Raw genomic sequence first — 21790 nt, forward strand, 5'->3', positions numbered from 1 at the left:
AGTGCATATTGTTATTGGGGCCGGCCTCTGCGGGCCGTGTGAACACGCTACGCTGGTGACGGGGTGGAAATTCGCACTCTGACGACCAAGAGTTGCACGGAAGCGACCACTTTTCCCGTGGAGCATGCAATGCCCGAGATCATTCACTTTTTGCTGTTGCCAGGCTTTTCGGCGATGGGCTTCATCAGTGCCCTGGAGCCGCTGCGCGTGGCCAACCGGTTCCGCGGCCCGCTGTACCGCTGGCGCGTGCTGAGTCTAGATGGTGGTGCGGTGCAGGCCAGCAACGGCATGTCGGTGAATGCCGATGGCGTGCTGGGGGAGGGGGAGGCGGCGCGCATGCTGTTGATCGTGGCCGGCTTCGAACCGCTGGCCTGCTATGGCGCGCAGTTGTACCAGGTACTGCGGCGCCTGGACCATGAGGGCGTGTTGCTCGGCGGCATCGACACCGGGGCGATGGTGCTGGCCGAAGCCGGGTTGCTCGATGGTCATCGGGCGACCGTGCATTGGGAGGCGTTGGAAGCCTTCAAGGAGCGTTACCCCAGGTTGCAGGCGACCCAGGAGCTGTTCGAGATCGATCGTCGGCGCATCACCTGCGCCGGCGGCACCGCGTCCATCGACCTGATGCTCGACTTGATCGCCCAGACCCATGGCAGCGAGCTGGCGGTGCAGGTGTCTGAGCAGTTCGTGCTCGGACGTATCCGTCCGCGACAAGACCACCAGCGCATGCAGATCGCATCGCGCTACGGCATCAACAACAAGAAGCTGGTGCGGGTGATCGGTGAAATGGAGCGCAATACCGAGCAACCGCTCAACACCGAGGTGCTGGCCGATGCCGTGCAGATCACCCGGCGGCAGTTGGAGCGATTGTTCCGCCTGCACCTGGACGACACCCCCAGTGGCTTCTATCTGCGCCTGCGCCTGGACAAGGCCAGGCAGTTGTTGCGCCAAACCGACATGAGCGTGCTGGAGGTGAGCATCGCCTGTGGCTTTGAGTCGGCGTCGTATTTCACCCGCTGCTATCGGGCGCGGTTCGAGCGGTGTCCGCGGGAGGATCGTTCGCTCAAGGTGACCTGATCTCGGGGCCGTGACCGCTCAACCCTGGGCTGCGCAGCGGCCCCGAGATCACTGCTGGCCGATGGACTGCAAATACTCGGAGCGGTCATCGCTGCGCTGGGCCACGCAGGTGTTCCAGGCCGCCTCGAATGCCTTGCTGCCGGGCTTTTCGGCAAAGGTCTCGACCTTGCAGTCGGCGTCGCGCAGTTGGGTCCAGAGGGTCTCGGCCGCCTGCAGGCGGGCGGTCAACTGCTGGACCTTGTCGTTTTCGTCCGGGTACTGGTCGGTAATGCGCTGGATGAGATCGTCAAAGGCCGATTTGAGCTCCCGCTCGGCGGTCTGCTTGTTGTAGGCAGCGCAGGCGTAGTTCTGCGCGTCGGTTTCGACGTTGTCGCAGGGCGTGCTGTCTTCCTCGCTCGCCTGAGCGCCCAGGGCGACGGCCACCAGGGCCAGCCATGCCATTGATTTCATCCGTTTTCTCCTCAACAGGCTGACGAATCGCAGGGATTCTCGCTCAGTGCGAAGCGCTTCGGTAGATCCCTGAAGAAAAGTTCATAAAGCGGCTTATCGAGACTGGCTCTCATCGGCCAAACCCGTGGCAGAGGGGCCCATTCGGCGTCTTGACGCTTTCGGCAAACCCCCTGTCGTTTTTGCATCGGGGCGCCTCGGGCCGCAGGCATATGCTGGCCCCAAAGCGCCGGCACAAGGTTTGGCGCAAGCGAACTCAATAAAAGGGGACAGCCTGATGAGCCCAGCCGAACTGCACGCCGACAGCATCGTCATCGACGGCCTGATCATTGCCAAGTGGAACCGCGAACTGTTCGAGGACATGCGCAAAGGCGGCCTCACCGCGGCCAACTGCACGGTATCGGTCTGGGAAGGCTTCAAAGCGACCGTGGACAACATCGCCTCCAGCCAGAAGCTGATCCGCGAGAACAGCGACCTGGTCATGCCGGTGCGCACCACCGCCGATATCCGCAAGGCCAAAGAGCTGGGCAAGACCGGCATCCTCTTCGGCTTCCAGAACGCCCACGCGTTCGAAGACCAGATCGCCTACGTCGATGTGTTCAAGCAGCTGGGCGTGGGCATCGTACAGATGTGCTACAACACCCAGAACCTGGTGGGCACCGGCTGCTACGAGCGTGACGGTGGTCTGTCGGGCTTCGGTCGCGAGATCGTCGCCGAGATGAACCGCGTCGGCATCATGTGCGACCTGTCCCACGTCGGCTCCAAGACCAGCGAGGAAGTCATCCTCGAGTCGAAGAAACCCGTCTGCTACTCCCATTGCCTGCCTTCCGGCCTCAAAGAACACCCACGCAACAAGTCGGACGAAGAACTGAAGTTCATCGCCGACCACGGCGGCTTCGTCGGCGTGACTATGTTCGCGCCGTTCCTGGCCAAAGGCATCGACTCGACCATCGACGACTACGCCGAGGCCATCGAGTACACCATGAACATCGTCGGTGAAGACGCGATCGGTATCGGTACCGACTTCACCCAGGGCCACGGCCAGGACTTCTTCGAGTACCTGACCCACGACAAGGGTTACGCCCGTCGCCTGACCAATTTCGGGAAGATCATCAACCCGCTGGGGATTCGCACTGTCGGCGAATTCCCGAACCTCACCGAGACCTTGCTCAAGCGCGGCCACTCCGAGCGTGTGGTGCGCAAGATCATGGGCGAGAACTGGGTCAACGTACTGAAAGACGTCTGGGGCGAGTAAGCCGCTCTTCAAGCCTGAAAGCCCCTGCCAGCAACGCCGGGGCAACCCAATAAAAATTTTGATGGAGTTGAGTTTCCATGGCCAAGATCGCCCCGCAATTGCCAATCGAAGTCGATACCGAGACCGGTGTCTGGACCTCCGACGCCCTGCCGATGCTGTATGTACCGCGTCATTTCTTCGTCAACAACCACATCGGTATCGAGGAAGTGCTGGGCGCTGAGGCCTACGCCGAGATCCTCTACAAGGCCGGCTACAAGTCCGCTTGGCACTGGTGCGAAAAAGAGGCCGAGTGCCATGGCCTGGAAGGCGTCGCGGTGTTCGAGCACTACATGAAGCGCCTGTCCCAGCGCGGCTGGGGCCTGTTCGAGATCCAGGACATCGACCTGGACAAAGGCACCTGCAGCGTCAAGCTCAAGCACTCGGCCTTCGTCTACGTCTACGGCAAGTGCGGCCGCAAGGTCGACTACATGTTCACCGGCTGGTTCGCCGGCGCCATGGACCAGATTCTCGCCGCGCGCGGCAGCTCCATTCGGACCGTGGCCGAGCAGGTCTACGGTGGTTCGGAAGAAGGCCACGACGACGGCCTGTTCATCGTCAAGCCGTTGTAAGTCGGAGAGAGCGTCATGGCATTCGAAGCAATGTTCCAGCCGATCCAGATCGGCAAACTGACCATCCGCAACCGCGTGCTCAGCACCGCGCACGCCGAGGTCTACGCCACCGACGGCGGCATGACCACCGAGCGTTACGTCAAGTATTACGAAGAGAAGGCCAAGGGCGGCATCGGCCTGGCCATCTGCGGCGGCTCGTCCGTGGTGGCGATCGACAGCCCGCAGGAGTGGTGGTCGTCGGTGAACCTGTCGACCGACCGGATCATCCCGCACTTCCAGAACCTGGCCGATGCCATGCACAAGCATGGCGCCAAGATCATGATCCAGATTACCCACATGGGTCGTCGTTCGCGTTGGGACGGTTTCAACTGGCCGACCCTGATGTCGCCGTCCGGTATTCGTGAACCTGTGCACCGCGCCACCTGCAAGACCATCGAGGTCGAGGAGATCTGGCGTGTGATCGGCAACTACGCCCAGGCCGCGCGCCGGGCGAAGGAAGGGGGGCTGGACGGCGTCGAGCTGTCGGCGGTGCACCAGCACATGATCGACCAGTTCTGGAGCCCGCGGGTCAACAAGCGTACCGACGAATGGGGCGGTACCTTCGAAGGCCGCATGAAGTTCGGCCTGGAAGTGCTCAAGGCCGTGCGTGCCGAAGTCGGCCCAGACTTCTGCGTGGGCATGCGTATCTGTGGTGACGAATTCCACCCCGATGGCCTGAGCCACGAGGACATGAAGGAAATCGCCAAGTACTACGACGCCACCGGCATGATCGACTTCATCGGCGTGGTCGGCTCGGGTTGCGACACGCACAACACCCTGGCCAACGTCATCCCGAACATGAGCTACCCGCCGGAGCCGTTCCTGCACCTGGCGGCCGGCATCAAGGAAGTGGTCAAGGTCCCGGTGCTGCACGCGCAGAACATCAAGGACCCGAACCAGGCGACCCGTATCCTGGAAGGCGGCTACGTGGACATGGTCGGCATGACCCGTGCCCACATGGCCGACCCGCACCTGATCGCCAAGATCAAGATGGGCCAGATCGACCAGATCAAGCAGTGCGTCGGCGCCAACTATTGCATCGACCGCCAGTACCAAGGCCTGGACGTGCTGTGCATCCAGAACGCCGCGACCTCCCGTGAATACATGGGCGTGCCGCACATCATCGAAAAGACCACCGGGCCCAAGCGCAAGGTGGTAGTGGTCGGCGCCGGCCCTGCCGGTATGGAGGCCGCACGCGTGGCCGCTGAGCGTGGCCACGATGTGACCCTGTTCGAGAAGAAGGACCAGATCGGCGGCCAGATCACCATCGCCGCCAAGGCGCCGCAGCGCGACCAGATCGCCGGTATCACCCGCTGGTACCAGCTGGAGCTGGCGCGCCTGAAGGTCGACCTGCGCCTGGGCACCGCCGCCGATGCCGAAACCATCATGGACCTGCGTCCGGACGTCGTCGTGCTGGCCGTGGGCGGGCACTCGTTCCTGGAGCAGAACGAACACTGGGGCGCAGCCGAAGGGCTGGTGGTCAGCAGCTGGGACGTGCTCGACGGCAAGGTTGCGCCGGGCAAGAACGTGCTGGTGTACGACACCATCTGCGAGTTCACCGGCATGTCGGTGGCCGACTTCATTGCCGACAAGGGCAGCCAGGTCGAGATCGTCACCGACGACATCAAGCCGGGCGTAGCGATGGGCGGTACCACCTTCCCGACCTACTACCGCAGCATGTACCCCAAAGAAGTGATCATGACCGGCGACATGATGCTGGAAAAGGTCTACCGCGAAGGCGACAAGCTGGTGGCGGTGCTGGAGAACGAATACACCGGCGCCAAGGAAGAACGCGTGGTCGACCAGGTGGTGGTGGAGAACGGCGTGCGTCCTGACGAGCAGCTGTACTACGCACTGAAGGACGGTTCGCGCAACAAGGGCCAGATCGATATCGAGGCGCTGTTCGCCATCAAGCCGCAGCCGATCCTCAGCCAGCCGGGCGAGGGCTACCTGCTGTATCGCATCGGCGATTGCGTGGCCCAGCGTAACGTCCACGCGGCGATCTACGACGCCTTGCGCCTGTGCAAGGACTTCTGATCGTTAACAGTCGTCGCCACTGAGCGCGGACCCTGTGGGAGCGGGTTTACCCGCGAAAGCGTCAGCACAAGCAACATAGTTGTCTGATCTGACGCATTCGCGGGTAAACCCGCTGTCACAAGGGGCCGATCCAGCCTTCAGGGCGGCGCAAGAATCCAGCTGTTGTGGGAGCCTCCCATGTTGAACACCCTTCTACCCATCCTGCTGTTCGCCGCCCTTGGCCTGGCGGTGCTCGGCGCCCTGCGCCGGGTGCGCATGTGGCGGCGTGGCCGACCTTCCAAGGTCAACCTGATCGGCGGCCTGCTGGCCATGCCGCGGCGCTACCTGGTGGACCTGCACCATGTGGTCGAGCGCGACAAGTACATGTCCAAGACCCACGTGGCCACCGCAGGCGGCTTCGTGCTGTCGGCCGTGCTGGCGATCCTGGTGCATGGCTTTGGCCTGCAGAGCAAGATTCTGGGTTATGCCTTGCTGGCAGCCACGGTGCTGATGTTCTGTGGTGCCCTCTTTGTCTTCAAGCGTCGCCTGAACCCGCCTTCGCGCCTGTCGAAGGGCCCGTGGATGCGCCTGCCCAAGAGCTTGCTGGTGTTCGCCGCGAGCTTCTTCATCGCCACGCTGCCAGTGGCTGGCATCCTGCCGGAAGGCACCGGTGGCTGGTTGCTGGTCGCCGTGCTGGGCGTGGGCGTGCTGTGGGGCGTGTCGGAGCTGTTCTTCGGCATGACCTGGGGCGGCCCGATGAAACACGCCTTCGCCGGTGCCCTGCACCTGGCCTGGCACCGCCGCGCCGAACGCTTCGGCGGTGGTCGCTCCACTGGCCTCAAGCCGCTGGACCTGGAAGACCCGAACGCGCCGTTGGGCGTGGAAAAGCCGGTGGACTTCACCTGGAACCAGCTGCTTGGCTTCGATGCCTGCGTGCAGTGCGGCAAGTGTGAGGCCATGTGCCCGGCATTCGCTGCCGGCCAGCCGCTGAACCCGAAAAAGCTCATCCAGGACATGGTCATCGGCCTGGCCGGTGGCACCGATGCGCAGTTCGCAGGCAGCCCTTATCCGGGCAAGCCGATCGGCGAGCACGGCGGTCATCCGCACCAGCCGATCGTCAATGGCCTGGTCGACGCCGAGACCCTGTGGTCGTGCACCACTTGCCGCGCCTGCGTCGAGGAATGCCCGATGATGATCGAGCACGTCGATGCCATCGTCGACATGCGTCGCCACCTGACCCTGGAAAAGGGCGCGACCCCGAACAAGGGCGCCGAGGTGCTGGACAACCTGATCGCCACCGACAACCCTGGCGGCTTCAACCCAGGCGGGCGGATGAACTGGGCTGCCGACCTCAACCTCAAGCTGTTGTCCGAGGTCAAGAGCACCGAGGTGCTGTTCTGGGTCGGTGATGGTGCCTTCGACATGCGCAACCAACGCACCCTGCGGGCGTTCGTCAAAGTGCTCAAGGCCTCTGGCGTGGACTTCGCCGTGCTCGGCCTGGAAGAGCGCGACAGTGGCGACGTAGCACGCCGTCTGGGCGACGAGGCGACCTTCCAGCAACTGGCCAAGCGCAACATCCAGACGCTGAACAAGTACCGCTTCCAGCGCATCGTCACCTGCGACCCGCACAGCTTCCATGTGCTGAAGAACGAATACGGCGCCCTGGGCGGCGACTACGAGGTGCAGCACCACAGCACCTACATCGCCGAACTCATCGCCGCCAACAAGCTCAACCTGGGCCAGCACAAAGGTGGCAGCGTCACCTATCACGATCCGTGCTACCTGGGCCGCTACAACGGCGAATACGAGGCGCCGCGCGATGTGCTCAAGGCCCTCGGCATCGAGGTCCGCGAGATGGAACGTTCGGGCTTCCGCTCGCGTTGCTGTGGCGGTGGCGGCGGCGCGCCGATCACCGACATCCCGGGCAAGCAGCGTATCCCTGACATGCGCATGGACGACATCCGCACGACCGAGGCTGAGCTGGTGGCCGTGGGCTGCCCACAGTGCACCGCGATGCTCGAAGGCGTGGTCGAACCCCGTCCGCAGATCAAGGACATCGCCGAGCTCGTCGCCGATGTGCTGATCGAGGACGACGCCCCTGCCGGCGCCAAATCCCAAGCGGCCAAACGTGAACCTGCGGAGGTGCACTGATGAGCGACATCATCCGCCGCGACCCTCGTGCCGAGTGGATCGCCCGTAACCGTCTGCATCCGCTGCACGCGGCGATGCAGACGCAACAGACCCGCTGGATGGGGCCCAACGGACTCATCCGCAAGAACCCCCACGCGCTCGCCGCCGGCTTCATCGGCCCCAACGGCCTCAAGCGTATCGACCGCAGTGGTGCCCAGCAGGGCACCGCCGGCGCCGGTCGCCGCACGGCAGCGGCCGAGGTGCAACTGCCGCTGCATCAGGTTGCGGAGCCGGCGTTCTACATCGCCGTGGTCCCGGACATGGTCGGTGGCCGCCTGGGCAGCCACGACCGCGACCTGCTGGGCCTGGCCCACAGCCTGGCCGGCAGCGACGGCGCGGTACTGGCGATCGTGTTCGGCGAACACAAGGAAAGCAACTTTTCCACAGCCGGTGTCGACCGCTTGCTGGTCATCGAAGGCGAAGCGTTCGAAGGCTATGCACCGGAGCAGTTGGTGCAGGGCCTGCGCGCTGTGGATAACCAGTTCGCGCCGCGCCACTGGCTGCTGCCCGACAGCCGCACCGGTGGTGGCGAGCTGGGCCGGCGCCTGGCCGCTGCGCTGGGCGAGCGCCCGGCGACGCGGGTATGGCAAGTCAAGGACGGCCAGTGCATCGGCCGTGCCGGGGCTGGTCAGCAGGACCTGCAGCGCGGGTTGCCGCGCCTGATCCTGGCGGCAGCCGAGTGCTCCGATCCGGTCAGCGAAACCCGTCACGAAGCACTGCCGGTGGAGTTGTCCACAAGCGTGGCGCGCAGCCTGTCGCGCATCGAGGACCTGGGCCCGGTGGCCGTGGACCCGGCGGCCATCGCCATGGCCGAATCGGAGTTCATCGTCTCCGGCGGCAATGGCGTCAAGGACTGGGATCTTTTCCACAAGGCGACGACCGCCCTCGGCGCTACCGAAGGCGCCTCGCGGGTGGCGGTGGACGACGGCTTCATGCCGCGTAACCGCCAGGTCGGCGCCACCGGTACCTGGGTCACGGCGCGTGTCTATGTGGCGGTGGGTATCTCCGGGGCCATCCAGCACCTGCAGGGCATCGGCGCCTGCGACAAGGTGGTGGCGGTGAACATGGACCCAGGCTGCGACATGATCAAACGGGCGGACCTGTCGGTGATTGGCGACAGTTCGGCGATTCTCCAGGCGTTGATCGAGGCTGTGGACAACTACCGCAGCGCCGGCCAGCGCGACGCGGCATAAGGGCACGAGCATGAGTACGAAAGTCATCAGCCTGGTCTCCATTGGCGCCCACCCCAGCTCCGGCCGCACCCGTCGCGCCGAGCAGGACTCCCGCGCCGTCGAACTGGGCTTGCAGCTGGCTGGGGATAACTTGCAGGTGGTGCATGCTGGCGATCCGCGCGAGGAAGCACTGCGCGCCTACCTGGGCATGGGCCTGGATCATCTCGATGTGCTGGAGCAGCCGGCGGGTGCCGATGTGCTGGGCGTGCTGGGTGATTACCTGCGCGACGCCGGGGCACAGCTGGTGCTGACCGGCAGCCAGGCGGAAACCGGCGAAGGTTCGGGCATGTTGCCGTTCCTGCTGGCCGAGCGCCTGGGTTGGCCGCTGGTGGTGGGCCTGGCCGAGGTGGAGTCCATCGACAACGGCACCGCGCAGGTCCTGCAGGCCCTGCCACGGGGCCAGCGACGCCGCCTGAAGGTGCGCCTGCCGCTCTTGGCGACTGTGGATAACGCCGCGCCCAAGCCGCGCCAGAGCGCTTTCGGCCCGGCTCGCCGGGGCGTGCTCGCCGCGCGCAATGTGGCGGTGGTCGAGGATGAGCTGCTGGCCGATGCCGAACTGCAACCGGCCCGTCCACGGCCCAAGCGGCTGAAGGTGATCAAGGCCAAGAGCGGCGCGGACCGCATGAAAGCCGCCACGGCCAAGGCCAGCGGCGGTGGCGGCAAGGTGCTCAAGGACGTTTCTCCACAGGAAGGCGCCGAGGCGATCCTGAAGTTGCTGGTGGAGGAAGGGGTACTGCGCTAAGCGTTGCGACGCTGGGGCCGCTGTGCGGCCCTTTCGCGGCACAAGGCCGCTCCTACAGATGCAGCGCAGCCCATGGATTTGCGCCGTACTTGTAGGAGCGGCCTTGTGCCGTGAAAGGGGGTGCGCAGCGGCCCCGATCTTTTACACACCGAATCTGTTCGCCACCCTGTTGATAAAATGTTTACGCCTCGCTGCAGGCCTCGCCAATCCTGGCCTCTATGGCTTTGATCAACAATTGAACAGGCTCTACGCTTCGCCTACCCCCTAACGGCCCAAACGTTTCCCACAATCGCTGTTGGCGGCTCTGTGGATAATCTGTTTGGCTAATGACGCAGGCCGCGTGGTCATTGGGCTCCAGCCGTTTGTTCGATAATTGATCAATTCCTCTGAAACCGGCGTGTCCCAGGGCATTCAGGCGTCTATCCACAGGTGTGTGCGGCAGTGATCCAACCTTGCCCACAAAGTCTGTTGGCGGCTCTGTGGACAAGATGTTCGGTAATCGACAGAGGCCACGGATTCAAAGGGCTACAGCGTTTTGCTCAAATAATGAGCAACTGATTCAGTGAAGGTTCGTTGCGACTTTCCACAATTACTGTGAGCCAGGCTGTGGATAAAGTGTTGGTCGGTGGCTGCAGGCCATGGGAGGCCTTGGCTGGGTGAAAGTTGATCAAAAATTGATCATCGTTCTTCATGACAGGGCTGCGAGCAAAAAAAAGAGCAGCCGTCGGGCTGCTCTTTTCGTGTAGCGGTGATGCCTTACTGCGCGTTGACTTCCTTCAGGTACGGTGCTGGCTCCGCGCCCAGGTTGTTGAGCACGCGCTGGCTGTACCAGTCGATGAAGTTGACCACGCCGAACTCATAGGTCTTGGAGTACGGGCCAGGCTGGTAGGCGGTGGAGTTGATGCCGCGCTGGTTCTCTTCGGCCAGACGACGGTCCTGGTCGTTGGTGGCGTCCCAGACCTTGCGCATGTTTTCTGGGTCGTAGTCGACGCCTTCGACGGCATCTTTGTGCACCAGCCACTTGGTGGTGACCATCGACTCCTGAGCGCTGATCGGCCACACGGTGAAGACGATCATGTGGTCGCCCATGCAGTGGTTCCAGGCATGCGGCAGGTGCAGGATACGCATCGAGCCCAGGTCCGGGTTCTTGATGCGGCCCATCAGCTTTTTGCACGCCTGCTTGCCGTCCATGGTCATGGAAACGGTGCCCTTGAGCAGCGGCATGCGCACGATACGGTTACGCAGGCCATGGCTCTTGTGCAGGTACGGGATCTTCTCGGCTTCCCAGGCAGCAGCGGAGGCGGCGACGTGGTCCTTGAACGCTTGGTCGGCGCGTGGGTCGTTGGTGTCGTCCCACTCCAGCAGGGTCTTGAGCAGCTCAGGGTGCGAACCGTTGCAGTGGTAGCACTCGCGGTTGTTTTCCAGCACCAGCTTCCAGTTGGCTTTTTCCATCAAGGTGGTTTGCACCGCCACCTTGGTGTTCTCCATGTCGTACGGTTCCATGTAGTGGTCGAGCGTTGCCAGGAACTCGTCGATCGCTGGCGGGTTCTCGGCCAGGCTGATGAAGATGTAGCCACCGGCGGTCTTCACATGCACCGGCTTGAGGCCGTACTGCTTCATGTCGAAGTCGGCGCCCATCTCGGTGCCGGCGAACAGCAGGCGACCGTCGATTTCATAGGTCCACTGGTGGTACGGGCAGACCAGCTTGGCCACCTTGCCCTTTTCACTGGTGCACAGGCGCGAGCCACGGTGACGGCAGACGTTGTGGAACGCATGCACTTGGCCTTCGGCGCCACGAATAACGATGATTGGGTTCTTGCCGATCTGCAGGGTCAGGAAGTTGCCCTTGGTCGGAATCTCGCACGTCATGCCGGCGATCAACCATTCCTTGTGGAAGATCTCCTGCATGTCGATCTGGAACAGACGCTCGTCGGTGTAGAAAGGCTGGGGCAGCGAGTAGGTTCGCTCGCGGGTCTGCAGCATCTCGGCAGTGGCCTTGCGTGCTGCTTCCAGTGGATCGCCCAGGCTCAGGGTTGCGGTGACGTCCATCGTTTGGTCCTCAGGGCCGTATGCGGCCGGCGAAAGTGGCTAATCGTTGTTGTGGTTTGCCGCAAGGCTGCTTGCTAAAAACAGCTGTTTCATTTGCCGTGGAGTGTGCGTTCGCCGCCGACAGGAACCATATCCACGGGCGACATGGCCGAATCCGATTCCGACGCGCCAGCCCTTGTGGTGCGGGGCTGGTCGCGATAAGCACGCCGATGTCGCTGATAGGAATGTACTTCGTCGCTGGCTTGCGCATTATCGCAGCCATGAAGGCCGGTAGTCGGCCGCTGGAGAAGAACATGTCCGATACCTTCCTCAATCCGGTCACGACCCAGACCTGGGCCAACGGCCGCCATGTGGTGCGCTGCGTCAAGGTCATCCAGGAGACCTGGGACGTGCGCACCTTCTGTTTCATGGCCGACCAGCCGATCATGTTCTTCTTCAAGCCCGGGCAGTTCGTCACCCTGGAGCTTGAGATCGACGGCAAGCAGGTGATGCGCTCGTATACCATTTCCAGCTCGCCCTCGGTGCCCTACAGCTTCTCGATCACGGTCAAGCGCGTACCTGGCGGGCAGGTGTCCAACTGGCTGCACGACAACATGCACGAAGGCTTCGAGCTGGCGGTGCACGGGCCGGTGGGGTTGTTCAACGCCATCGACTTCCCGGCGCCGAAAGTGCTGTACCTCTCCGGCGGTGTCGGTATCACCCCGGTGATGTCCATGGCCCGTTGGTTCTATGACACCAACGGCAACGTCGACATGGTCTTCGTTCACAGCGCCCGGTCGCCGAAGGACATCATCTATCACCGCGAACTGGACCAGATGGCCTCGCGGATCCCCAATTTCAGCCTGCACATCATTTGCGAGAAGCACGGCCTGGGCGAGCCCTGGTCGGGCTACCGTGGCTACCTCAACCAGCGCCTGATGGAGCTGATCGCGCCTGACTACATGGAGCGGGTGGTGTTCTGCTGCGGCCCGACGCCGTACATGAACGCCGTCAAGCGCATGCTCGAGGCGGTGGGCTTCGACATGCGCAACTACCATGAAGAGTCGTTCGGCGCGACCCCGGCAGAGGCCAAGGCCGACGCTGTGGAGCATGCCGAGCAGGCCGCCGAGGCGGCCGAGGAACTCGACGCGGCCGACCTCAACCTGGTGGAATTCGTCGGCAGCGAGAAGAGCATCCGCATCGCCCCGGGCGAGACAGTGCATGCGGCAGCGGCCAAGGTCGGGCTGATGATCCCCAAAGCCTGCGGCATGGGCATCTGCGGTACCTGCAAAGTGCTCAAGCTCGGCGGCGAAGTGGTCATGGACCACAACGGCGGTATCACCGAGGAAGACGAAGCCGAAGGCTACATCCTGTCGTGCTGCAGCGTGCCGCAAGGGGACGTGCGGATCGACTACTGATCCTGGATATGGGGCCGCCATGCGGCCCTTCGCGGCACAAGGCCGCTCTTACAGACACAGCGCATGCTGTGCCCTCCCTGTAAGAGCGGCCTTGCGCCGTTAAAGGGCTGCAACGCAGCCCCGTTGCCGGTCAGGTGCGAAAGCGCGCCACCAGGCCGTTGAGGTCGACCGCCAGGCGCGAAAGGTCGGCACTGGCCACGCTGGTCTGATGCGCCCCGGTCGCGCTCTGTACCGACAGGTCATTGATGTTCACCAGGTTGCGGTCCACCTCGCGGGCCACCTGGGCCTGCTCTTCGGCGGCGCTGGCGATCACCAGGTTGCGCTCGTTGATCTGCGACACCGCGCTGGCGATGCTGTCCAGGGCCAGGCCGGCGCCCCGGGCGATGTTCAGGGTCGACTCGGCGCGTTCGGTGCTGGTGCGCATCGAGGTCACCGCCTCTTCCGTCCCGCCCTGGATACTGGCGATCATTCGTTCGATTTCGCTGGTCGACTGCTGGGTACGATGGGCCAGCGCCCGTACCTCGTCGGCCACCACGGCAAAGCCACGACCGGCTTCGCCGGCGCGGGCCGCTTCGATCGCGGCATTGAGTGCCAGCAGGTTGGTCTGATCGGCCAGGCCGCGGATCACATCCAGGACCTTGCCGATATCCCGGGACTGGGACGCCAGGCGGGTGACCAGTGTGGCGGTGGCCTGCACATCGCTGCTCATGCGCTCGATGGCGCCCACCGTCTCCAGTACCAGGTCGCGACCATCGCCCGCTGAACGGCTCGCCTCGCTGGAGGCTTCGGACGTGCTCACGGCATTGCGCGCCACTTCTTCTACCGCGCTGGTCATTTCAGTGACCGCAGTGGCGGCCTGTTCGATCTCGTTGTTCTGCTGCTGCAGGCCGCGGGCGCTTTCGTCGGTGACGCAATTGAGCTCCTCGGCGGCCGAGGCCAACTGGGTGGCCGAGCCTGCGATCAATTGCAGGGTGTCGCGCAGCTTGTCCTGCATCCGCGCCATGGCGCGCAACAGGCGGGCGGCTTCATCGCTGCCCTCGGCGCGGATCACCTGGGTCAGGTCGCCGTCGGCGACCTGTTCGGCGGCCTTGAGCGCTTCGTCGATCGGCTTGACGATGCTGCGGGTCAACAGGAACGCGCATAGCAGGGTCAGCACGGTGGCGGTCACCAGCAGGCCGATGACCAGGGTGAACGCGGCGTCGTATTGGCTGGCGGCTGTCGCATTGGTGGCGCGGGTCTGTTCAGTGTTGATGCGCACCAGCTCCGCCATGGCCTGGTTGATCTGCTCGGCATTCTCGAACAGCTCGCGGTTGATCAGGCTCTGGAGTTCTTCCACGCGATTGGCCTGGCTGAGGCTGCGCATGCGCGCTTCCAGCTGGCGGTATTGGCCGAGCAGTTGGTTGTACCGCTCGAAGGCGGCTTGCTCCTGAGGGCCTTCCACAAGCTGGCGATAGGCGTCGCGGATCTTGTCGATCTGCGCGTTGCGCTCGTCCATCTGGCGCTGGGTATCTTGCTGGAACTGAGGGTCGCGGTTGAGCACCAGGCGGTAGGCGAGGGTGCGCATGCGCAGATTGAGCAGGGCCAGTTCATCGAGGGTCTTGATGCTGGGCACGCTCACCGCTTCGATGGCGACGCCGGCTTGGCGAATGTTGCCCATCTGGATCAACGAAAAGATGCCAAGACCGAGCATCAGCGCACCGATCAGGGCAAAGCCCAGCAAGGCACGCGGGGCGATGTTCATATTGCGTAGGGACATGGGACGTTATCCGGCAAGGAAGGAAATGCGCGTTCCATGCGACAGAATGTGACCTACTTTGGATATCGGTCGCAGAGGGCGGGTCTTGAATGAAATTGTGAGCCTGCTATCGAGTTTCCGGACCGGTGGTTGATCCATGTCGGAACAAGACCGGCCCAGGCCTGTCAATGTGCCCAGGCTAAAGCCTTTGATTCCCGATATTTAATGGCGAGGACGCGCGCTTTTCTTTATCGTGTGCGCCCTTTGCAACAACCCGAGATAGACCCCCATGTTGGAAGCTTCCCTGAATCAACTCGAGCAACTGGTCAACGACCTGATGCAGAAAAACGCTCAACTCACCGAGCAGAACACCGCCCTCGGCCAGGAACTGGCCCAGGCAAAGGAAGAGAATGAAACCCTGCAGCTGTCGCTGATGGAGCAGGAAGAGAAGCACGGCGCCACCGCTGCCCGTATCCAGGCGCTGGTAGAGCGCGCCAGCGCAGGTGTCGTCAACGCATGAGACTGCAAGCGCAGCCGATCAATGTCGTGTCTATCCTGGGCAACGACTATTCGATCAAGGCGCCCCAAGGCCAGGAAGAGACCCTGGCGCAAGCCGTGCGGATGCTCAACACCGCCCTGGCCGAGACCAAGCGTCAGTACCCCACCCTGATCGGTGACAAACTGCTGGTGCTGGCAGCCCTGAATCTGTGTTCCAAGCAGGTCGAACTGCAAAAGGAACACCAGCAGACGCTCGAGCGGACCCAGGCGCAGATCGACGCCACCGTGGACGCTATCGTTCGGACCATCGCCGAACAGTAATCCGATTGCCTGACCTCGGGTTTGCCACGAATGCGTCGGTGGGTTTGCCACCGCATTCGCGGGTGAACCCACTCCCACAGGTTGGCTGTCATCCCCAAGCATCGACGTGAGCAGAGCCCTTGTCGCAGCGGGGTTACCCGCGAATGCGCCATCGGTTGCGGTCGTGCGTGGGCGGCTGGGGTCGTGTCTCACGGTTGGTCTGCATTGTTTCAGATCACTGGAATAACCGGATACGTAAGTGTATACAATCACCCAAAATAATAATGATTTGGGGGAGTGGGGCATGCGGATCTGGCGGCGGAGTATCCAGTGGCAGTTGATTGCGAGTATGGGCGCGGCCCTGCTGGCGAGCATTCTGGTGGTCGTGGGGGTGTACACCGAGGCGGTCAACCGCCTGACCGAGCGCTATCTGGTCGACACAGCGCTACCGGCCAGCATCGAGGCGATTCGCAATGACATCGAACGCATGCTCGGCAGGCCGCTGGTGGCAGCGGCTGACATTGCCGGCAACACGCTGCTGCGGGATTGGCTCGCGGCCGGCGAAGACCCCGCCCAAGCCCCGCGTTTCCTCGAATACCTGGAGGCGGTCAAACAGCGTAACCAGGCCTTCACCACGTTGTTCGCCTCCACGGCAACCGGCCATTACTACAACGAGAAAGGCCTGGATCGCACCCTCAGCCGCGATAACCCGAAGGACAAATGGTTCTACGGCTACATCGACAGCGGCGCGGAGCGCCTGATCAACATCGATATCGATGGCTCCACCGGGGAGCTTGCGCTGTTCATCGATTACCGGGTCGAAAAGGACGGGCAATTGGTGGGCGTGGCCGGCATGGGCCTGCGCATGACCGCGTTGTCGAAACTGATCCACGACTTCAGCTTCGGTGAGCGCGGGCGGGTGTTCCTGGTGCGCAACGACGGCCTGATCCAGGTCCACCCGGATCACGAATTCAGCGGCAAGCGCCAGTTGGTCGAGCAGGTCGGCGAGCAGGCGACCCAGGTGGTCCTGGGCAAGGGCGAGGGCCTGCGCAAGGTGCGTTTCAGTCGCGACGGCGAAGACTACCTGGCCTTGGGGCTGCCGCTTCGCGACCTGAACTGGACCCTGGTAGCCGAGGTGCCGGAGGAAGAAATCTACGCACAGATGCACGAGGCCGTGTGGCTGACCAGCCTGATCGGCGGCGCGGTGGCACTGGTGTCGTTGCTGCTGGTGGTACTGCTGGCGCGCGGGCTGGTGCGTCCGATCCGCCAGGTGACCACGGCGCTGACGCAGATCGGCAGTGGCGCTGGCGACCTCAGCCAGCGGCTGGACGATTCACGCGAGGATGAACTGGGCGACCTGGCCCGTGGTTTCAACCGGTTTCTCGACAGCCAGCGGGTGTTGATCGGCGAGGTGCTGCGCACCACCGAGCGCCTGCATCGTTCGGTGGAGCAGGTGACGCGCGTGGTGGACAACACTGCCGACCGCTCCGGACGCCAGCAGGAGATGACCGAGATGGTCGCCACCGCCGTGCACGAGATGGGGCTGACCGTACAGGACATCGCGCAGAACGCCGGCAATGCCGCCCATGCGTCGCAATCGGCACGTGACGAGGCCTTGCAGGCGCGCGAGGTGGTGCGCCGGTCGATCCACAGCATCGAAGGCATGTCCGGGGAGATCGGCCGGGCGGCCGAGGCGGTGAGCCAGTTGGCCGAAGAAGTCGCCTCGATCGATGAAGTCTTGGCGGTGATCCGCAGCATTTCCGAACAGACCAACCTCTTGGCCCTCAATGCGGCCATCGAGGCGGCGCGAGCGGGTGAGATGGGGCGTGGCTTCGCTGTGGTTGCCGACGAAGTGCGAACCTTGGCGCGGCGTACCCAGGTGTCCACCGACGAGGTGCAACAGATGATCCAACGCCTCAAGCAAGGCGCTGGGACTGCCGTGGCGTCGATGCACGCGGGGCAGCAGGCGACGGGGGGCGGGGTGGAATCCAGCCAGCGTACCGGTGCCTCCCTGGGGGCGATCACCGATCAGGTGGAGCACATCAGCGACATGAACCACCAGGTGGCCACGGCGACCGAAGAGCAGTCGGCGGTGACCGAGGAGATCAACCGGACTGTGCAGGGGATTTCCGACCTGGCCCGGGAGACGGCGACCGAAGTGCAGGCTTGTCGGGACGAGTGCCAGGCATTGCGCGGCCTGGCCGATGACCTGGCGCGGCAGATGGGCGGGTTCAAGCTCTAGGTCGGTGTTGGATGCTTCGCGGGCCCATCGGAGCGGCGGTTCGGCGCTCCGATGGGCCCGCGAATGTCAGGCGCCGACGATGGCGCGGATGTCTGCCGCCAGCTCGCGCACCCGTGCTTCTTGCGTATCCCACGAGCACATGAACCGCGCGCCACCGCTTCCGATAAAGGTATAGAAGCGCCAGCCCTTGGCCCGCAGCGCCTCCAGCGCGGCTTCCGGCATTTGCAGGAACACGCCGTTGGCCTGCACCGGGAACATCAGCTCCACACCCGGCAGGTCGCTCACCAACGAGGCCAGCAACTGCGCGCAGTGGTTGGCGTGGCGGCCATAGCGCAGCCAGGCGCCGTCTTCGAGCAGCCCGACCCAAGGCGCGGAGAGAAAGCGCATCTTCGACGCCAGTTGCCCTGCCTGCTTGCAGCGGTAGTCGAAGTCATCGGCCAGGGCGCGATTGAAGAACAGGATCGCTTCGCCCACGGCCATGCCGTTCTTGGTACCGCCGAAGCACAGCACGTCGACGCCGGCCTTCCAGGTCAGCTCCGCAGGCGTGCAGCCCAATGAGGCACAGGCGTTGGAGAAGCGTGCGCCGTCCATGTGCAGGTTCAGCCCCAGCTCCTTGCAGGTGGCGCTGATCGCCCTGAGCTCGTCGGGGTTGTACACCGTGCCCACTTCGGTGGCCTGGGTGATGGTCACCACGCGTGGCTTGGGGTAGTGGATGTCCTGGCGCTTGAGCGCGACTTCGCGGATCGATTCGGGCGTCAGCTTGCCGTCTACACTGCGTGCGGTGAGCAGCTTGGAGCCGTTGGAGAAGAACTCGGGCGCACCGCACTCGTCGGTTTCGACGTGGGCGGTCTCGGAGCAGATGACGCTGTGGTAGCTCTGGCACAGGGAGGCCAGGGCCAGGGAGTTGGCGGCGGTGCCGTTGAAGGCGAAGAACACCTCGCAATCGGTCTCGAACAGCTCGCGGAAGTACTCGGCGGCGCGTTCGGTCCATTGATCGTCGCCATAGGCGCGCTCGTGGCCGTGGTTGGCTTTTTCCATCGCGGCCCAGGCTTCGGGGCAGATGCCGGAATAGTTGTCGCTGGCGAATTGTTGGCTGTTATCAGTCATGACACCTGTCCTTTTTACGACGCAGATCCGCACTCTAAACCATCGATTCAGCGGTTGCCTATACAAGGCCTGTGCGAGCAACTCCCTGTGTTGATCTTGCGGGCTTCTTCGCGGGTAAGCCCGCTCCCACAGGGATTGCACAGCCCCCGTGGGAGCAGGCTTACCCGCGAAGGGGCCCGCATAGGCACCCTGCAGATGCGAATGTCGTAAACGCGCCATTGCAAGGCGTGCGCAGGCATCTGAGTCGCCCTCGCCGGTCATACCATCGCCACAAAGGGCCACAGTGCCTCAAGACAAGAAACAATCGCTGCCGGGAGAAACAAGATGTTCAGCAAGCAAGACCAGATCCAGGGTTACGACGACGCACTGCTGGCGGCGATGAATGCCGAAGAACAGCGCCAGGAAGATCACATCGAGCTGATCGCCTCGGAGAACTACACCAGCAAGCGCGTCATGCAGGCCCAGGGCAGCGGCCTGACCAACAAGTACGCCGAAGGCTACCCCGGCAAGCGCTACTACGGTGGCTGCGAGCACGTCGACAAGGTCGAGGCGCTGGCCATCGAGCGCGCCAAGCAGCTGTTCGGCGCTGATTACGCCAACGTCCAGCCTCACTCCGGTTCTTCCGCCAACAGCGCCGTCTACCTGGCCCTGCTGCAGGCCGGAGACACCATCCTGGGCATGAGCCTGGCCCATGGCGGTCACCTGACCCACGGCGCCAAAGTGTCGTCCTCCGGCAAGCTGTACAACGCTGTTCAGTACGGCATCGACAACACCACTGGCCTGATCGACTACGACGAAGTCGAGCGTCTGGCCGTCGAGCACAAGCCGAAGATGATCGTCGCTGGCTTCTCCGCCTACTCCAAGACCCTGGACTTCCCGCGCTTCCGCGCCATCGCCGACAAAGTGGGCGCGCTGCTGTTCGTCGACATGGCCCACGTGGCCGGTCTGGTCGCCGCTGGCCTGTACCCGAACCCGATTCCCTTTGCCGACGTGGTCACCACCACTACCCACAAGACCCTGCGCGGTCCACGTGGCGGCCTGATCCTGGCCAAGTCCAACGAAGAGATCGAGAAGAAGCTCAACGCTGCCGTATTCCCGGGCGCCCAGGGCGGCCCGCTGATGCACGTCATCGCCGCCAAGGCCGTGTGCTTCAAGGAAGCGCTGGAGCCTGAGTTCAAGACCTACCAGAAGCAGGTCATCGCCAATGCCCAGGCCATGGCCAAGGTGTTCATCGACCGTGGCTACGACGTGGTCTCCGGCGGCACCGACAACCACCTGTTCCTGGTCAGCCTGATCCGCCAAGGCCTGACCGGCAAAGACGCCGACGCCGCCCTGGGCCGCGCTCACATCACCGTCAACAAGAACGCCGTACCTAACGACCCGCAGTCGCCGTTCGTCACCTCGGGCCTGCGCATCGGCACCCCGGCCGTCACCACCCGTGGCTTCAAGGAAGCCCAGTGCGTGGCCCTGGCCGGCTGGATCTGCGATGTGCTGGACAACCTGGGTGATGCCGACGTCGAAGCCGACGTTGCCAAGAACGTCGCCGCCCTGTGCGCGGATTTCCCGGTCTACCGCTGAGTGGAGTAACCAACCATGCAACGCTATTCGGGCTTCGGCCTTTTCAAACACTCCCTCAGCCACCACGAGAACTGGCAGCGCATGTGGCGCACGCCGACGCCGAAGAAGGTGTACGACGTGGTCATCGTTGGCGGTGGCGGCCATGGCCTGGCCACGGCCTACTACCTGGCCAAGGAGCACGGCATCACCAACGTCGCGGTGATCGAGAAGGGTTACCTGGGCGGCGGCAACACCGCCCGTAACACCACCATCGTGCGCTCCAACTACCTGTGGGACGAATCGGCCAAGCTGTACGAACACGCCATGAAGCTGTGGGAAGGCCTGTCCCAGGACATCAACTACAACGTGATGTTCTCCCAGCGTGGTGTGTACAACCTGTGCCACACCCTGCAGGACATCCGCGACTCCGAGCGTCGGGTCAACGCCAACCGCCTCAACGGCGTGGACGGTGAGCTGCTCAACACCGAGCAGGTCGCTGCCGAGATCCCGTACCTGGATTGCTCCAAGAACACCCGCTACCCGATCCTCGGCGCGACCGTCCAGCGCCGTGGCGGCGTGGCCCGTCACGACGCCGTGGCCTGGGGCTATGCCCGTGCTGCCGATGCCCTGGGCGTCGACTTGATCCAGCAGACCGAAGTGATCGGCTTCCGCAAGGAAAACGGCGCGGTCATCGGCGTGGAAACCAACAAGGGCTTCATCGGCGCCAAACGCGTCGGAGTGGTCACCGCCGGTAACTCCGGCCACATGGCCAAGCTGGCCGGCTTCCGTCTGCCGCTGGAATCGCACCCGCTGCAGGCCCTGGTGTCGGAGCCGATCAAGCCGATCATCGACAGCGTGATCATGTCCAACGCCGTGCACGGCTACATCAGCCAGTCCGACAAAGGCGACCTGGTCATCGGCGCCGGTATCGACGGTTGGGTCGGCTACGGCCAACGCGGTTCGTACCCGATCATCGAGCACACCATGCAGGCGATCGTCGAGATGTTCCCGATCCTCTCGCGTGTGCGCATGAACCGTCAGTGGGGCGGCATCGTCGACACCTGCCCGGACGCGTGCCCGATCATCTCCAAGACGCCTGTCAAAAACCTGTTCTTCAACTGCGGCTGGGGTACCGGCGGCTTCAAGGCGACCCCGGGTTCGGGCAACGTCTTCGCCGCGAGCCTTGCCAAAGGCGAGATGCACCCACTGGCCAAACCGTTCTCGATCGACCGCTTCTACAGCGGTGCGCTGATCGACGAACACGGCGCCGCAGCCGTCGCCCACTAATCGGAGACAATCGTC

17 protein-coding genes and 2 pseudogenes are annotated in these 21790 nt (G+C 63.6%); 14 read left to right on the forward strand and 5 right to left on the reverse strand.

Annotated features, from left to right (window positions below; translation table 11 throughout):
- Positions 1 to 129 precede the first annotated feature (129 nt).
- On the forward strand, positions 130 to 1074 hold the full coding sequence (locus tag ACNFCH_RS20990; protein ID WP_416743598.1) for a GlxA family transcriptional regulator: 945 nt from the start codon (positions 130 to 132) through the stop codon (positions 1072 to 1074).
- A 48-nt stretch (positions 1075 to 1122) separates the two neighbouring features.
- Here the strand turns inward: ACNFCH_RS20990 and ACNFCH_RS20995 are convergent, their stop codons facing one another.
- On the reverse strand, positions 1123 to 1524 hold the full coding sequence (locus ACNFCH_RS20995; protein WP_043211074.1) for a lysozyme inhibitor LprI family protein: 402 nt from the start codon (positions 1522 to 1524) through the stop codon (positions 1123 to 1125).
- Positions 1525 to 1798: 274 nt separating this feature from the next.
- On the opposite strand from ACNFCH_RS20995, the gene ACNFCH_RS21000 reads away from it, so the two are divergent.
- From ACNFCH_RS21000 to ACNFCH_RS21025, 6 genes are all read left to right on the forward strand, one after another.
- Positions 1799 to 2776: a dipeptidase gene (locus ACNFCH_RS21000; protein WP_070090748.1), complete on the forward strand. Its 978-nt coding sequence runs from the start codon at positions 1799 to 1801 to the stop codon at positions 2774 to 2776.
- 77 nt (positions 2777 to 2853) lie between these two features.
- Complete coding sequence (locus ACNFCH_RS21005; RefSeq protein ID WP_337160191.1) at positions 2854 to 3384, forward strand: DUF5943 domain-containing protein; 531 nt, start codon at positions 2854 to 2856, stop codon at positions 3382 to 3384.
- A gap of 15 nt (positions 3385 to 3399) precedes the next feature.
- Complete coding sequence (dgcA, locus tag ACNFCH_RS21010; RefSeq protein WP_070090746.1) at positions 3400 to 5460, forward strand: dimethylglycine demethylation protein DgcA; 2061 nt, start codon at positions 3400 to 3402, stop codon at positions 5458 to 5460.
- A gap of 177 nt (positions 5461 to 5637) precedes the next feature.
- Positions 5638 to 7590, forward strand: a complete 1953-nt coding sequence (gene dgcB, locus ACNFCH_RS21015) for a dimethylglycine demethylation protein DgcB (RefSeq protein WP_337160192.1) — start codon at positions 5638 to 5640, stop codon at positions 7588 to 7590.
- Entirely contained in the window at positions 7590 to 8822 is a 1233-nt protein-coding gene (locus ACNFCH_RS21020; protein ID WP_337160193.1) for an electron transfer flavoprotein subunit alpha/FixB family protein, read from the forward strand. The genes dgcB and ACNFCH_RS21020 overlap by 1 nt, the downstream gene beginning before the upstream one ends.
- A 10-nt stretch (positions 8823 to 8832) precedes the next feature.
- Complete coding sequence (locus tag ACNFCH_RS21025; protein WP_043211085.1) at positions 8833 to 9603, forward strand: electron transfer flavoprotein subunit beta; 771 nt, start codon at positions 8833 to 8835, stop codon at positions 9601 to 9603.
- Positions 9604 to 10359: 756 nt separating this feature from the next.
- Here the strand turns inward: ACNFCH_RS21025 and gbcA are convergent.
- Positions 10360 to 11652: a glycine-betaine demethylase subunit GbcA gene (gbcA, locus tag ACNFCH_RS21030; protein ID WP_337160195.1), complete on the reverse strand. Its 1293-nt coding sequence runs from the start codon at positions 11650 to 11652 to the stop codon at positions 10360 to 10362.
- 293 nt (positions 11653 to 11945) lie between these two features.
- On the opposite strand from gbcA, the gene gbcB reads away from it, so the two are divergent.
- Positions 11946 to 13049, forward strand: a complete 1104-nt coding sequence (gbcB, locus tag ACNFCH_RS21035) for a glycine-betaine demethylase subunit GbcB (protein ID WP_196163357.1) — start codon at positions 11946 to 11948, stop codon at positions 13047 to 13049.
- A 130-nt stretch (positions 13050 to 13179) separates the two neighbouring features.
- Here the strand turns inward: gbcB and ACNFCH_RS21040 are convergent, their stop codons facing one another.
- Both ACNFCH_RS21040 and ACNFCH_RS21045 read right to left on the reverse strand, forming a co-directional pair.
- Positions 13180 to 14052 carry a methyl-accepting chemotaxis protein gene (locus tag ACNFCH_RS21040; RefSeq protein WP_416743610.1) on the reverse strand — a complete coding sequence of 291 codons (873 nt, stop codon included), beginning with the start codon at positions 14050 to 14052 and terminating at the stop codon, positions 13180 to 13182.
- Positions 14035 to 14805 (reverse strand): annotated as a pseudogene (locus ACNFCH_RS21045) (MCP four helix bundle domain-containing protein); the annotation flags it as partial. The gene ACNFCH_RS21040 and the pseudogene ACNFCH_RS21045, both read right to left, overlap by 18 nt.
- Before the next feature lie 268 nt (positions 14806 to 15073).
- Here ACNFCH_RS21045 and ACNFCH_RS21050 point away from each other — a divergent pair.
- From ACNFCH_RS21050 to ACNFCH_RS21065, 4 genes and pseudogenes are all read left to right on the forward strand, one after another.
- Complete coding sequence (locus ACNFCH_RS21050; protein ID WP_070090739.1) at positions 15074 to 15304, forward strand: hypothetical protein; 231 nt, start codon at positions 15074 to 15076, stop codon at positions 15302 to 15304.
- Entirely contained in the window at positions 15301 to 15603 is a 303-nt protein-coding gene (locus ACNFCH_RS21055; protein WP_043211094.1) for a cell division protein ZapA, read from the forward strand. The genes ACNFCH_RS21050 and ACNFCH_RS21055 overlap by 4 nt, the downstream gene beginning before the upstream one ends.
- A gap of 328 nt (positions 15604 to 15931) precedes the next feature.
- Positions 15932 to 16960, forward strand: a pseudogene (locus ACNFCH_RS21060) (cache domain-containing protein); the annotation flags it as partial.
- Between the two features lie 135 nt (positions 16961 to 17095).
- Positions 17096 to 17824 (forward strand): methyl-accepting chemotaxis protein, encoded by a 729-nt coding sequence (locus tag ACNFCH_RS21065; RefSeq protein WP_416743612.1) that lies wholly within the window; start codon positions 17096 to 17098, stop codon positions 17822 to 17824.
- A gap of 66 nt (positions 17825 to 17890) precedes the next feature.
- Here ACNFCH_RS21065 and ACNFCH_RS21070 read toward each other — a convergent pair whose 3' ends face one another.
- On the reverse strand, positions 17891 to 18931 hold the full coding sequence (locus tag ACNFCH_RS21070) for a threonine aldolase family protein (protein WP_416743603.1): 1041 nt from the start codon (positions 18929 to 18931) through the stop codon (positions 17891 to 17893).
- A 324-nt stretch (positions 18932 to 19255) separates the two neighbouring features.
- On the opposite strand from ACNFCH_RS21070, the gene ACNFCH_RS21075 reads away from it, so the two are divergent.
- Both ACNFCH_RS21075 and ACNFCH_RS21080 read left to right on the forward strand, forming a co-directional pair.
- On the forward strand, positions 19256 to 20509 hold the full coding sequence (locus ACNFCH_RS21075; protein ID WP_070090736.1) for a serine hydroxymethyltransferase: 1254 nt from the start codon (positions 19256 to 19258) through the stop codon (positions 20507 to 20509).
- A 15-nt stretch (positions 20510 to 20524) separates the two neighbouring features.
- On the forward strand, positions 20525 to 21775 hold the full coding sequence (locus ACNFCH_RS21080; RefSeq protein WP_070090735.1) for a sarcosine oxidase subunit beta family protein: 1251 nt from the start codon (positions 20525 to 20527) through the stop codon (positions 21773 to 21775).
- Positions 21776 to 21790 lie beyond the last annotated feature (15 nt).

The sequence above is a fragment of the Pseudomonas sp. NY15354 genome (genome assembly GCF_048068075.1).
In the GTDB taxonomy this organism is placed as follows: Bacteria; Pseudomonadota; Gammaproteobacteria; order Pseudomonadales; family Pseudomonadaceae; genus Aquipseudomonas; species Aquipseudomonas guariconensis_C.